Annotated in this window: 13 protein-coding genes; 4 read left to right on the top strand and 9 right to left on the bottom strand. The window is 61.2% G+C overall.

The window, feature by feature from the left end; all coding sequences use genetic code 11:
* Positions 1-184: 184 nt before the first annotated feature.
* The 5 genes from tolB to ybgC form a co-directional block, all read right to left on the bottom strand.
* Entirely contained in the window at positions 185-1,492 is a 1,308-nt protein-coding gene (gene tolB / locus HPQ62_RS00250; RefSeq protein ID WP_174800511.1) for a Tol-Pal system beta propeller repeat protein TolB, read from the bottom strand.
* 75 nt (positions 1,493-1,567) lie between these two features.
* On the bottom strand, positions 1,568-2,695 hold the full coding sequence (locus HPQ62_RS00245) for a hypothetical protein (protein WP_174800510.1): 1,128 nt from the start codon (positions 2,693-2,695) through the stop codon (positions 1,568-1,570).
* Between the two features lie 9 nt (positions 2,696-2,704).
* Positions 2,705-3,154, bottom strand: coding sequence for a protein TolR (gene tolR / locus HPQ62_RS00240; RefSeq protein WP_174800509.1), 450 nt, complete (start codon positions 3,152-3,154; stop codon positions 2,705-2,707).
* A gap of 21 nt (positions 3,155-3,175) precedes the next feature.
* Positions 3,176-3,895: a protein TolQ gene (tolQ, locus tag HPQ62_RS00235; RefSeq protein WP_174800508.1), complete on the bottom strand. Its 720-nt coding sequence runs from the start codon at positions 3,893-3,895 to the stop codon at positions 3,176-3,178.
* 313 nt (positions 3,896-4,208) lie between these two features.
* Positions 4,209-4,670: a tol-pal system-associated acyl-CoA thioesterase gene (gene ybgC, locus HPQ62_RS00230; protein WP_174800507.1), complete on the bottom strand. Its 462-nt coding sequence runs from the start codon at positions 4,668-4,670 to the stop codon at positions 4,209-4,211.
* 182 nt (positions 4,671-4,852) lie between these two features.
* Here ybgC and HPQ62_RS00225 point away from each other — a divergent pair, with 182 nt between their 5' ends.
* The 4 genes from HPQ62_RS00225 to HPQ62_RS00210 all read left to right on the top strand — a co-directional run bounded on the left by HPQ62_RS00225 (position 4,853) and on the right by HPQ62_RS00210 (position 8,593).
* Positions 4,853-6,073, top strand: coding sequence for an NAD-dependent epimerase/dehydratase family protein (locus HPQ62_RS00225; protein ID WP_174800506.1), 1,221 nt, complete (start codon positions 4,853-4,855; stop codon positions 6,071-6,073).
* Positions 6,074-6,077: 4 nt separating this feature from the next.
* Positions 6,078-6,938 (top strand): glycosyltransferase, encoded by an 861-nt coding sequence (locus HPQ62_RS00220; RefSeq protein ID WP_174800505.1) that lies wholly within the window; start codon positions 6,078-6,080, stop codon positions 6,936-6,938.
* Entirely contained in the window at positions 6,935-7,840 is a 906-nt protein-coding gene (locus HPQ62_RS00215; RefSeq protein ID WP_174800504.1) for an NAD-dependent epimerase/dehydratase family protein, read from the top strand. The genes HPQ62_RS00220 and HPQ62_RS00215 overlap by 4 nt, the downstream gene beginning before the upstream one ends.
* 63 nt (positions 7,841-7,903) lie before the next feature.
* Positions 7,904-8,593, top strand: coding sequence for an HAD family hydrolase (locus tag HPQ62_RS00210; RefSeq protein WP_174800503.1), 690 nt, complete (start codon positions 7,904-7,906; stop codon positions 8,591-8,593).
* A gap of 334 nt (positions 8,594-8,927) precedes the next feature.
* Here the strand turns inward: HPQ62_RS00210 and HPQ62_RS00205 are convergent, their stop codons facing one another.
* The 4 genes from HPQ62_RS00205 to HPQ62_RS00190 all read right to left on the bottom strand — a co-directional run bounded on the left by HPQ62_RS00205 (position 8,928) and on the right by HPQ62_RS00190 (position 12,979).
* On the bottom strand, positions 8,928-9,536 hold the full coding sequence (locus HPQ62_RS00205; protein WP_174800502.1) for an ABC-type transport auxiliary lipoprotein family protein: 609 nt from the start codon (positions 9,534-9,536) through the stop codon (positions 8,928-8,930).
* Between the two features lie 118 nt (positions 9,537-9,654).
* Positions 9,655-11,025, bottom strand: a complete 1,371-nt coding sequence (locus tag HPQ62_RS00200) for an MlaD family protein (RefSeq protein ID WP_174800501.1) — start codon at positions 11,023-11,025, stop codon at positions 9,655-9,657.
* A gap of 16 nt (positions 11,026-11,041) precedes the next feature.
* Entirely contained in the window at positions 11,042-11,818 is a 777-nt protein-coding gene (locus HPQ62_RS00195; RefSeq protein WP_174801386.1) for an ABC transporter ATP-binding protein, read from the bottom strand.
* Positions 11,819-11,854: 36 nt separating this feature from the next.
* The gene (locus HPQ62_RS00190) at positions 11,855-12,979 is read right to left on the bottom strand and encodes an ABC transporter permease (RefSeq protein WP_244629511.1); all 1,125 of its coding nucleotides are present in this window, start codon (positions 12,977-12,979) and stop codon (positions 11,855-11,857) included.
* Positions 12,980-13,070: the final 91 nt, after the last annotated feature.

Genomic DNA, 13,070 nt, shown 5'->3' with positions numbered 1-13,070 from the left:
TCGACGGGAGGTCCGATCGATAACGCGGAAAAACAACTCAACTCTGAAGACGGTCATCGACCGCCGAACATGAGAAAACAGCTAGCAAATCGCTGTTAACGTCCCCTGAACGAAGATGGTTAACCAATCGTCAATGGCAAGGCCTGCGCGCCTGTCGCGCAAGCCTTTTTACCACATTTCCGCCTTATTCCAGAAGCGGCGACCAGGCCGGGTCCGATGCGAAATCAGGCGTTTGGATACGCTGTTCATTATAGCCCGTCAGGTCGATGGAATAAAGGTGCGGACCGCCTTCGCCGGCATTCTGGCGGAAGAACATCAGAACGCGCCCATTCGGCGACCATGTCGGACCTTCATTATGGAAGCCGGTGGTCAAAATCCGCTCGCCGCTGCCATCCGGCTTCATCACGCCGATCGAGAACTTGCCGCCCGACTGCTTGGTAAAGGCGATCAGATCACCGCGCGGTGACCAGACCGGGGTCGAATAGGCGCCGTCGCCGAAGGAGATGCGCTGCTGGTTGGAACCATCCGCATTCATCACGTAAAGCTGCTGGCGTCCGCCCCGGTCACTTTCGAACACGATCCGGTTACCATCGGGAGAATAGGACGGCGACGTATCGATCGCGCCGGTATTCGTCAGCCGCGTGGTCTGACGCGTGCGCAGATCCATGGTGTAGATGTTGGCATTGCCGTCCTGCTGCAGGCTCATGATGATGCGCTGGCCATCGGGCGAGAAGCGCGGTGCAAAGGTCATGCCGGGGAAGTTGCCGACAACCTCGCGCTGGCCGGTCTCGAGCTGCAGCAGGTAAACGCGCGGCTGGTCGTTTTCAAACGACATGTAGGTGACTTCCTGACGGTTCGGCGAGAACCGGGGCGTCAGAACCATGTACTGGCCATCGGTCAGCATGCGCACGTTGAAGCCGTCCTGATCCATGATCGCCAGACGGCGCTTGCGATCGGTCTTCGGCCCGCTTTCGGAGACGAAAACGATACGGCTGTCGAAATAGCCCTGCTCGCCGGTCAGCGCCTGATAGATCGAATCGGCGATGATGTGGGCGACGCGGCGCCAATTGTCAGGTTGCGTGAAGAACTGCTGCCCGACGATCTGCTGCCCGGCATAGGTGTCCCAGAGGCGGAACTCGGAGCGCAGGCGGCCATCCGGCTCGCGCGTGACGCGGCCGACAACCAGCGCTTCGGCGCTGATCAACTGCCAGTCCTCGAAGCGCGGCGTCTGGTCGGGATCGCTGATCTGCTGGATGAACGCAGATTTGTCGACCGGCTTGAACAGGCCCGAGCGCTTCAGATCCGCGGCGATGACGGCGGAAATGTCGGCACCAAGAGCGTCGTCGGAAATAAAGTCGGTAATCGCAATCGGCAGCGGCTGCACGTTGCCGCTGGAAATGTCGATTTCCACGAGAGCGTTGGCCGGTGCCACAAACAGGACGGCAATGCCGGCCCAGGCGACGGAAAGGAATACGAAACAACGTTTAAGCATGACAGGACTGGCCTTTCAGCGTTGATTTGCTCCGGTGCGCCAAGGGATCGCCCTCGGGCGGCACCGAATGAAAAGTTAAAGCATCTGGCTCGGGTCGAAGTTCACGATGACCTCGCTCCAGGAATCATATTTGTCTGCCGGAAGCTGGGTAAAGGGCGAAGCCTTCAAGACCGCGCGCCGTGCGCCGCCGGCCAGGATCCGCCGCGCTTCCTCGCTACCGCCGGTCGCGGTCACTTCTGGCGCGCCCACGATTGCTCCGGTCGGATCGAGTTTCATCTGGATGCGTATGCGGACATCCTCGGCGCCGTCAAGACCCGCAAGGATCGACCAGTTGCGCTGGATCTGGCCGCGCAGGGCATCGAGTTCGCTCTGCGATAGCGTTGCGCCGCCGGTGGTGCGCTTGGCGCCGGCAGCGGCCTGCTGCTCGGAGCGTTTCGCGCCGCCGCCGGTTGCTTCGGTGCGGTTCAGCAGTGCGGCGATCTCGTCGACATTGAAATCATCCTCCTCGGTCGTGGTCGAGGCCGTGGTCTGGCTGTCGGTCTTGGGCGTCGCGGCCGTACGGGTTTCGCGCAGCACCGGCTCGGGAGGACGGCGCGTGGGAAGCGGCGCCTGATCCGGGAAGGCGAGTTCCGGCTCTGCAGGCTCGGCAGGCGCTTCCGGCTGGGAAGCCTCAGGCGTGGGCGTCGGCTCTGCCGCAGGCGTCGGCTCGGGCGTGGGCGTGGGCTCGGGTGCCGGTTCAGGCTCCGGTGCGGGTTCAGGCGTCGGCTCTGGCGTCGGCTCCGGTGCGGGTTCCGTGCGTTCGGCCCTTTCGGGCACCGGCGGCGGAGGCTCGGATGCTGGCTCCTCGACGGGCGCAGGCTCGGGCGTCGGCTCCGAGGATGGCGTCGGAATTGCGGCCTGCTCTTCGGCAACCTCATCCGGCTTGGCATTGGTATCGGTTTCGAGATCGATCTCGTTGTCGCCGACATTCTGGGCCTCGGCGACGTCCTGCGGCCTTCGCGTCGGAACGGGGGCCGCGATATCGGCGAGATCGGCCTTCTCATCGCCTTCCTGCACCTGGGTGATGTCTTCCACCGGGATCAGCGTGACCGGCAGCGCATCGACATCGGCGACCTCCAGCGAAGAAGGCGCGCCAAGCACAAGCACTGCCCAGCCGAGGACCAGACAGTGCAACAGGAATGAAATGGCGAGGCTGCGCTTCATGGGCTAAGATCAGCTATCCTGTTCCTGCAGCGTCACGAGACCGATGTTCTTGAAGCCGGCGGCCGAGATACGGGCCATCACCTTCATCACCGTGCCGTAATCTGCATTGGCGTCGCCGCGCACGTAAATGCGCTCGTTGTAACCGGTCGTCGCAATCGCCTCGAGCTTCGGCACCACTTCATCGATGCCGATCTCGGTTTCCTGCAGGAAGATCTTGCCTTCCGGATTGACCGAAACGGTAATCGGCTGCGTATCGGAATTCATCGCCTGCGCCTGGGTCTCGGGCAGGTCGATCGGCACGCCGACGGTCATCATCGGGGCTGCCACCATGAAGATGATGAGAAGCACCAGCATGACGTCGACGAGCGGCGTGACGTTGATTTCGCTGACGGGGCGGCGATGGTTGCGCCTGCGGCCTCGACCGCCGGCCTTCCCGCCTGATCCCATGGACATTGCCATATCGTTTCTCCTCGTCTCGCTTTATTCGGCCGCCGGGCGCGACTGCAGCTTTTCGTCGATCTGACGCGACAGGATGGACGAGAACTCGTCGGCGAAGCCTTCCATGCGGCCTTCAAGCTTGCCGGAATCGGCGGAGAACTTGTTGTAGGCAATAACGGCAGGAATAGCGGCGACGAGACCGATGGCGGTGGCAAGCAGCGCTTCGGCGATACCGGGCGCAACGACTGCGAGATTGGTGGACTTCGAACCGGCGATCGCCTGGAACGAGGTCATGATGCCGACGACGGTACCGAAAAGACCGATGAAGGGCGCTGCAGAACCGACGCTGGCGAGAAAGCCCAGGCGCGCCTCAAGCTTTTCGGCTTCGCGCTGGATCGCGACATCCATGGCCTTTTCGACGCGCATCTGCAGCCCCATGGGGGCGCGTGCACCGCGCTCGAAGGATTTTTTCCACTCGCGCATGGCGGAGACGAACACGGCAGCCATGCCGGTGGTCTTGCGGTCGGACAGGTTGCTGTAAAGCTTCTCGAGCGACGTTCCGGACCAGAAGGCCTCTTCGAACTGGTTGTACGCGCGGCGTTCCTTGTTATAGGCGATGATCTTCTCGATCACGATCGCCCAGGTCCAGACGGAGGCCGCAATCAACCCCAGCATCACGATCTTGACGACGAATCCCGCCTGCCAGAAAAGCGCCAGAATGCCGACATCGGCGTGCGTAGCTTCCAACCCAAGCTGTTCCATAGTGACGAAGTCCTTGAATAGAGTGACCCGGAAAACCGGGCGGTACAGTTAGAGCCGCCTGCGAGACGCTGGTTACGTCAGTTGAAATTTAAGTGGATCCGCATCTATGCTTCCTGTCCGTGACAATCATGGTGAAAGCTAGGCAAATCGGCCCCAAATTCCGCTTTTCGCAGATTACCCGAACATGGTTAACGGCGTGTTACGATTTTGTCGCGGCCTCTTGGGAAGCGGCCGGAACCACAAGGCAGGCATGCCTTTGGCGCCAAATCCTTCACATAATACTCATGTTTTATCAAGCCCGAAGCGCGCGAGATCAACCCTTCCGGGCGTGCCCTTCGAGAAGCGTCTCGGCAAGCTCATCCGGCAGTCGCCGCGCGCGCCCTGCCTTGTTGATGACAACCACCGTGACGGTCGCCGTCGTCAACAACTGCCCGTCGGCATGGATCGCCTGTTCCAGCACCATGCGCGCGCCGGTCGCCTTGACCGTCTTCGTCGTGATCTCGAGGATATCATCCATTCGCGCAGGCCGCAGGAACTTGAGATCCATGTGATGGACGGCAAAGGCGAGGCCTTCCTCGTCGATCGTGTGCAGCGTGCGCTGCTCCACGCCGAGCGAGCGCAGAAGGTCTGTCCTGCCGCGCTCGAGAAAGTGAAGATAGCGGGCGTGATAGACGACGCCCGAAAAATCCGTGTCCTCGTAATAGACACGTTGCCGCAGATGGTGGGTGCCGTCTTCCAGCCAACCGCTGAGACAGGCATTGTCGGTTTCCGTCATTTCCGCCTCATTGAACGGTTTTGCGCCTAACTATGCCGGGCCTTCCCGCTTGGCAAGAGCCGCCCGCAAGAGCTGCATAGGGCGGAAGCCTTGGCGATTGCGTAAAAAAACCATTGCATTTATGTCATACTGATTGCGTTTAACGCAGATCATGAATCATTGAAACGGATCGGAGAAGCTCAATGAAGATTGCGGTTATGGGCGGAGACGGGTTTGTCGGCTGGCCGACCTCGCTGCATTTGTCGGATGCTGGCCACGAAGTCCACATCGTTGACAACCTGTCGCGCCGCTGGATCGACACCGAGCTTGGCGTCCAGTCGCTGACGCCGATGGACTCGATCCAGGAACGCACCCGCATCTGGCATGCCGAGACCGGCAGGCGCATCCATTTCCACCTCATCAACCTGGCGCAGGACTACGAGATCCTGAAGCAGTGGCTGGCCGAGGAGCGTCCGGACGCGATCATCCACTTCGCCGAGCAGCGCGCCGCCCCCTATTCGATGAAGACCGACCGCCACAAGAACTACACGGTCGACAACAACGTCAACGCCACCCACAACCTGCTGAACGCGCTGGTCGAGATCGATCTCGACGCCCATGTCATCCATCTCGGCACGATGGGCGTTTACGGCTATTCGACCGTCGGCGCGGCGATCCCGGAAGGCTATCTCCCGGTCGACATCACCACCAATTCGGGTGAAAAGGTCTCGCAGGAAATCCTCTACCCGTCGAACCCCGGCTCGATCTACCACATGACCAAGTGCCTGGATCAGCTTCTGTTCGCCTTCTACGCCAAGAATGACGGCCTCAGGATCACCGACCTGCACCAGGGCATCGTCTGGGGCACGCACACCGAGCAGACCAAGCGTCACCCGCAGCTCATCAACCGGTTCGACTATGACGGCGATTACGGCACGGTGCTCAACCGTTTCCTGATCCAGGCCGCGATCGGCTATCCGCTGACCGTCCACGGCATCGGCGGCCAGACCCGCGCCTTCATCCACATCCAGGATTCGGTGCGCTGCATCGAGCTCGCGCTCAACAATCCTCCGGAAAAGAACGCCCGCGTCGAGATCTTCAACCAGATGACCGAGACCCACCGGGTGCGCGATCTGGCCAAGATGATTTCCGAAATGTCCGGCGTCGAGATCGCGTGGCTTCCGAACCCGCGCAAGGAAGCGCCGGAAAACGACCTGATCGTCAAGAACGACAAGTTCATGTCGCTCGGTCTCAACCCGATCACGCTCAAGGAAGGCCTGCTCGGCGAGATCGTCGATATTGTCAAGAAATACGCCTACCGCGTTGATCGCAAACGCGTTCCGGCCGTTTCGGCATGGACCAAGGATATCGCGACCAAGATCAATCGCGACCCCGAAGGCAAGTCGCTGAAGTCGGTTTCGTAAGATCATGACCGATCCATCGATGGAAGGCGTCCACCGCAGTGTGGACGCCAAGTATCCGTTCGCCTTCGTCACGCTCGTCACCAATAACGACTATGCCATGGGCGCGCTGGCGCTCGCGCGCTCTATCTTCCTGACGGGCACGCCGGCCGATGTGGTGGTGCTCCATACAGGCGGCGCGCCGGAAGAAGGGCTGAAGCATCTGGCCGATCTCGGTTGCCGACTGATCGGCGTCGACCATCTGCCGCTTTCGGATGCCTTCAACGAACGCCATGCGCGCAAGAACATCCATGGCGAGGCGCCCTTCACCAAGGGCCGCAAGCCCGGCTTCCACACGCCGCTCGACAATTTCTGCAAGCTGCGCCTCTGGCAGCTTGTCGAATACCACGCGGCGATCTTCATCGATGCCGATGCGCTGGTCCTGAAGAATATCGACAAGCTGTTCTTCTATCCGGAGTTTTCCGCTGCCCCGAACGTCTACGAGAGCCTGGCCGATTTCCACCGGATGAACTCCGGCGTGTTCGTGGCGCGCCCGGATGTCGAGACCTTTGCGGCGATGCTCGCCGCGCTCGACGAGCCGGAGGCATTCTGGAAGCGCACCGACCAGACCTTCCTGCAGGCTTTCTTCCCAGATTGGCATGGCCTGCCCGTCTTCATGAACATGCTGCAATATGTCTGGTTCAACATGCCTGAGCTCTGGAACTGGGCGGATATCGGCGTGCTGCATTACCAGTATGAGAAGCCCTGGGAAGACGACCACCCGCGCGCAGAACAGCTGAAGCCCCTGATCGATCTGTGGTGGGCCTTTTTCGATGGCGACGGCATTCCCGATATCGCCACGCTCGAAAATCCCAAAAAGCCGGAATGAGCCGCGTCCTCGTCAGCGGTGGCACCGGCCTCGTCGGGCGCTACATCGTCGAGGAATGCCTGTCGGCCGGCCATGCCGTCACGGTCGCCGGGCGCACCCCGCCTGAGCCGGAACTCTATGCCGCACCCGTCGGCTTTCGGCCGCTGACGCTCGGCGCGCCTGTTCCAGATCGGCTCTTCTCCGGGATCGATGTCTTCGTGCATGCAGCCTTCTCCCATGCGCCCGGCCGATACCGTGGCGGCGAAGGCGATGATCCCGATGGCTTTCTGGCGCGGAATGTTGCGGGCAGTATCGCGCTCTTCGAGGGCGCTGAGGCTGCAGGCGTCAGACACGCCTTTTTCCTATCGAGCCGCGCCGTCTTCGATGGCTACCCTGCGGGCACAGTGCTTTCCGAAACCGTGCCGCCCAATCCCAAAAGTCTTTACGGCAGGGCCAAGCACCAGGTCGAGCAAGCGCTTGCGGCCCTCGCCCGACCGGGCTTCATTCCGGTCAACCTCAGGGCAACGGGCGTTTACGGCGATCTCTCACCCAATAAATGGGAGCCGCTTTTCGAGCGCTATGCAAGAGGCGAGACCATCGAAGAGAGAGCGGGCAGCGAAGTCCATGGCCGCGATCTTGCGCGCGCGATCCTGACGCTGCTCGACGCGCCGATACCGAAAATCTCCGGCAAGGCGTTTCACCTCTCGGATATCGTCACCGACACCCACACCATTCTCGCGCCGCTGAAGGCGGCAATGGCCTTGCAGCATCCGTTGCCGCCCCGCGCCGATCAGGCCGCAGTAAACGCCATGACCACGACCAGCCTCAACGCGCTCGGCTGGCGAACGGGCGGCATGCCGCTTCTTTCCGCCACACTGCAGACACTGGTGTCGCGTTTTATCGCTAACTTCGATCGCCCATGATTTGATCTTGCCGCAAAACGGGTTTAAGTGCGGCGCGCTCTTCTTTCTGGACAGGATATTCATATGGCCCGCTACGACCTTATCATTTTCGACTGCGACGGCGTTCTGGTCGATTCCGAAATTCTTGCAGCCGAGGTCGAAGCAAGGCTTCTGAGCGATGCCGGCTATCCGATCACGGCCGGTGAAATCGGCGAACGGTTCTCCGGCATGACGTGGCGCGATATTCTGCTTGCGGTCGAAAAGGAAGCCAATATCCCGCTTTCGGCGGCCCTTCTCGATCTCGCGACCGCCAAACTTGACGAACGCGTCAAGCGCGAATTGCAGGGTATTACCGGCGTGCGCGAGGCCGTTGCCCAGCTTTCAGAGCCCCACTGCATCTGCTCCAATTCGACCCCTGAGCGCATCCGGATGATGCTCAAGAAGGTCGGGCTGCTGGACATCTTCGAGCCCCATATCTTCTCCGCTGAAACCCTGGGGCCTGACCGGGTCAAGCCGAAGCCGGACATCTTCCTGCATGGCGCGGAACAGATGGGCGCAGACCCCCGCAAGACGCTGGTGATCGAGGATTCGGTTCATGGTGTTCACGGTGCCAAGGCTGCCGGCATGCGCGTCGTCGGCTTCACCGGCGCATCCCACACCTCCCCCACCCATGGCGACAAGCTGATGGAAGCGGGCGCCGAGACCGTGATCAAGCGGATGGAAGACCTCCCCGCCGTTGCCACCGCCCTGCTTGAATGGTCCGACGCGATCTGAGCAGGCTTGCTTCCGGGCGCCGCCGCCTCCGTAAGACGGCGGTGCGATCTAACGACCCATCATGGCAGGAGTGGCCACCGCAGACCGCCACTCTCGCCGCCCCATCCTCGAGCCCACCACCCCCTGCGCGTCACGCTAGCGAGCGCCCCTCGTTCCGCGTCATCCTCGGGCTTGACCCGAGGATCCATGCGGCTGGGTTGTCTTGCGAGCGTCTGGGCTAAAGATCGGCAACCAAGGCTGTCAGAGGGTCTGTGGCTGATGCACCGCATCGTGAAAGATGGCACCGACCCCGTCGGGCCGGCTGCACGATATCACGCAACGGACGCGCGGGCGCTCAGAGCGTGGATGCAATCCACGAGACGATTTCGGTCTGGACCTTGGTGAAGGCATCATCAAGGGCGCCGACGAGGACGCTGCTTGCTGCGCTCGAGCTGACCGGCACACTTGCCGAAAACAGCTGCTGTGCGCGCACAATGCCCGTCCGGTCATCCAGCAGCTTGACCGACATCTCGACATTGGCCGAACCCGGCCCTGCCGCATCGATCGCGAATTCGCGGATTTCGACGACGACCTGATAGTCGATCGCAAGCCCCTGCCCCGGCATGCCGACACCGGCAAACAGCCCGGTATTCTCAAGACCCGCGACGAGCTGCGCCTGGATCACGAGGGGAAGCTGATCGCTCCACTGGGCGCCGCCGAGATAGCGCAATTCCGATCCGCCGAGACGGACAACGATACCGCGATTATTGAGGACCTGGATGGCGGACGGCGTCGGCACCAGAAGCTGGGAACGCAGCGCCCGCTGGGATTCGAAGGTCATGACCGGTTGCGCCGAAAGATCGAATGTGTCGGGCGCCGGACGCAGGGCACAGCCGCTCACGCCAGCCGAGAGCAGAACGAGCGCGACAAGCGACCTGGTTTTATCTTTCGCGGCAAACACCATTCATCCCCCGGTTATGCCCAAGCTGGCCTCTATGAGAACTAGGACATAAGTTAACAATTGCAAAGACCTGACAGGCCTGTTTCTTCAGACGGTTGCAGGCCGGCAACAAATCGCTGCCTCAATACCGCTTGCGTCCATCATATGTCTTCATTCCGTCCGAACCGAAGATGAACTGCTGCGGATCGTCGCTGATCGACTGGATCGTGCGGTTGAGGCTGTCCACCGTGCGGCGCGTGTCGCTCACGAGCGCGCGGACGTCGCGCAGGCCGGAGCCCGAGAAATTCTCGATATTCGCCGTGATCGGGCCAATCCGCGCATTCAGCGTCTCCGCCGCTTCCTTGACCGAGGCGAGCGTATCGCGCGCCTGATCGGAAAGCGATTCGACATTGTCGGAGCCGAGCAGGTTGTCGACCTTCACGAGGATTTCGTTGACCCGCGTCGATGCCTGGTTGAGCTTGTTGGCGATGTTGGAAACATTGTCGATCGCGTTGTCGATGCTCTTGGTCTTGGCATTGACCGAGTCGGCAACTTCCTTGATCGAGGCGACGGCCTCCTTCGCATCGGCCATCACACCGGCGAGATCATCGACGGACGAGCCGACCTTCTCGGGATCAACCGCGCTGACGATGGTATCGACCTTCTTGAAGACGTCCTGTGCCTGCTCTCCGAAGGTTGCGTAGCTTTCGATCGCCGTGCTGAACTGCTCGATGACGTCGCCAAGCTGCTTCGAGGCCGTTGCGGCATTGGCCGTCAGCGTCTCTGCGTTTGCAACGATCTTGTTGATGTCTTCCGGATTGACGGCCTTGATCAGCTTGTCGACCGACACAACCGTCTGGTCGAGGCGGCTTGCCAGTCCATCGACGGTATCGGACATCTTGCCGACGGAAGCGAGGAAATTTGAGATCTCGTCGGAATTGTCGGCAAGGGCGGAGGTGAAGGTATCGACGTTCTTGATCGTCTGGGTGAGCGGCGTCTTGACCTGGTCGACAATCGTCTGAACGTCGCCAACCGTGGCATCCACCCGTTTCATGATGCGGTCGGCGGTCGTCAGCAGGTTGGAAAGGCCGGACTTGTCGGCGGTGATTTCGGCCGGAATGTCGGTGCGCAGCGATTCCTGAAGAATGTTGTCGCCCTGCTCGCCATTGGCTGACAATTCGATGTAACCGGTACCCGTAAGACCCTGAATCTCAAGCTTGGCGGTGGTGCTCTTGTAGACCGGCGTCTGCGCATTCACCTGCGTGCGCGCCATGGTATAACGGGCATCGGATGGGTCGATCTCGAGTGATTTGATCGAGCCGACCTGAATGCCGTTGAACCGCACGGCAGAGCCCACGCTCAAGCCATTGGCCGAACCCGGGATGCGCACGATCAGATCGGCAACAGGCCCCTGACGGCCATATTCCTGCATCCAGAAGATCAGGCCGGCCGTGGCTGCCAGCACCAAGAGGACGAAGAACCCGACAACGGTATAATTTGCTTTGGTTTCCATGGCTTTCCCGTCCGTGCTATTGGCTGCTCTGGCCGACGCCGAAAACGGCGCGGGATCGTTTGCCCTTGAAGTAGTCCTGTACCCATGGGTCGTCGAAGGCGAGGAGCTTGTCCAGCGTGCCTTCCACAAGAACGCGCTTCTTGCCAAGGACCGCGATCCTGTCGCACACGGCGTGCAGGCTGTCGAGGTCATGCGTCACCATATAGACCGTCAGGCCCAGCGTGTCACGCAGCCTGGCGATCAGTTCGTCGAACTCGGCCGCCCCGATCGGGTCCAGACCGGAGGTCGGCTCATCGAGAAACACGAGGTCGGGGTCGAGCGCGAGCGCGCGGGCAAGGGCTGCGCGCTTGATCATGCCGCCGGAAAGTTCCGAGGGATAGCGTTCCGCCGCTTCGGGCCTGAGCCCCACCATCTCGATCTTCAGGCGTGCAAGATCGTCCATCAGCGACTTGGGAAGATCGAGATATTCGCGCATCGGCACCTGGACGTTTTCGAGCACGGTCAGGCCCGAAAACAGCGCACCGTGCTGGAACAGCACGCCGATGCGCATGTCAACCGCAATCCGCTCCTCATAGGTCAGGTGATCGAAGTCCTTGCCCAGGATATTGATGGTGCCGGCCTGACGCTTGTTCAGCCTGAGCACGGTGCGCATCAGCACCGACTTGCCCGTGCCCGACCCACCGACAAAACCGAGAATCTCACCGCGGTAGACGTCGAGGTCGAGGTTTTCAAGCACGGTCGGCCCGCCGAACCCGACGGTCAGATCGCGCACGCTGAGAACCGTGTCCCTCATCTGCTGCGATTGCTCTTCGTTTTCCACCTGTTTCCCTCAGTAATCGATCGCGGCATAGAATATCGCGAAAATGCCGTCGGCCAGAATCACCACGAAAATCGACTTTACCACCGAAGCCGTGACCTTCTGACCGAGCGATTCGGCGCTGCCGCCCACCTTCATGCCCTCAAGCGCCGCGACGATCGAAATGATCAGCGCCATGACCGGCGCCTTGGCAAGACCGGAAATCAGGTCCGCCAGATTGATTGCTTCCTGCAGGCGCTGCAGAAAGGTTTCGAGCGTGATGCCGGCGTAAAGATCCACCACCACCGCAGCCCCCGTCAGCGCGGCGAAATTGGCGATGATCGTCAAAAGCGGCAGCGAGATCAGCAAAGCCAGCATCCGCGGAAAGACGAGCACGGAGATCGGGTCGAAGCCCATGACCCGCAGCGCATCGATTTCCTCGCGCATGCGCATCGCTCCGATTTCCGCCGTGATGGCGCTCCCGGAGCGGCCGGCAATCATGATTGCCGTCAGGAGAACGCCGACCTCTCGCAGCTGCAGAATGCCGACAAGATCGACCACGAACAGTTCCGCGCCGAAATAGCTGAGCTGGAACGCGCCCTGCTGGGCGATGATGGCGCCGACCAGAAACGACATCAGCGCGATGATCGGGACTGCCCGCACGCCCATATTGTCGATCTGCGAGGCGATGGCGGCCATGTTCACGCCGCCCCTGCGCATCACCAATTCGCCGAGACCGACGAACAGCGCGCCGAAATAGCCGACGCCTGCATAGATGTCCCGCCATGCGGCCACCGACGAAATGCCGATCGGCTCCAGCACGAATTCAGCAAAACTCCGGCGCCTCTTCGGCTGCGGTTCCGGCTCTCTCAGCCTATCGGGTATCGCGCCAATGAGCTCTTCCAGCCGCGCCGTCATGCCCTGCATGTCGATCTCGAGCCCTGCATCGCGGCATTTGGCCTCGACTTCGCGGATCATCCAGGCGCCGGCCGTATCGACGAGCCCGAGCCCGGACAGATCGAACACAACATGCCCCTGGGCTTCCTTCAGCTTGGGGCTGATGCCGTCGATCTCTGCATAAACCGAACGTGCGCTATGGACCGTCCAGTCACCTTCGAATACGAGCGTGGCCGACTGTGCATCGGTCCTGAAAATCAAGGAAGCTGAGGGGTTTTCCGTGTTGAGCAAAAGCCGATATCCAGTTTCACACGCTCCTGAGACAGTCTGGCGCCAGACCCCGTCTGCTCTC

Origin of the sequence: Martelella limonii, from assembly GCF_013344475.1 — a bacterium.
Classification (GTDB): Bacteria; Pseudomonadota; Alphaproteobacteria; order Rhizobiales; family Rhizobiaceae; genus Martelella; species Martelella limonii.
Note: the sequence above shows the minus strand (reverse complement) of the source record. Positions and strands in the feature narration are given on the sequence as shown.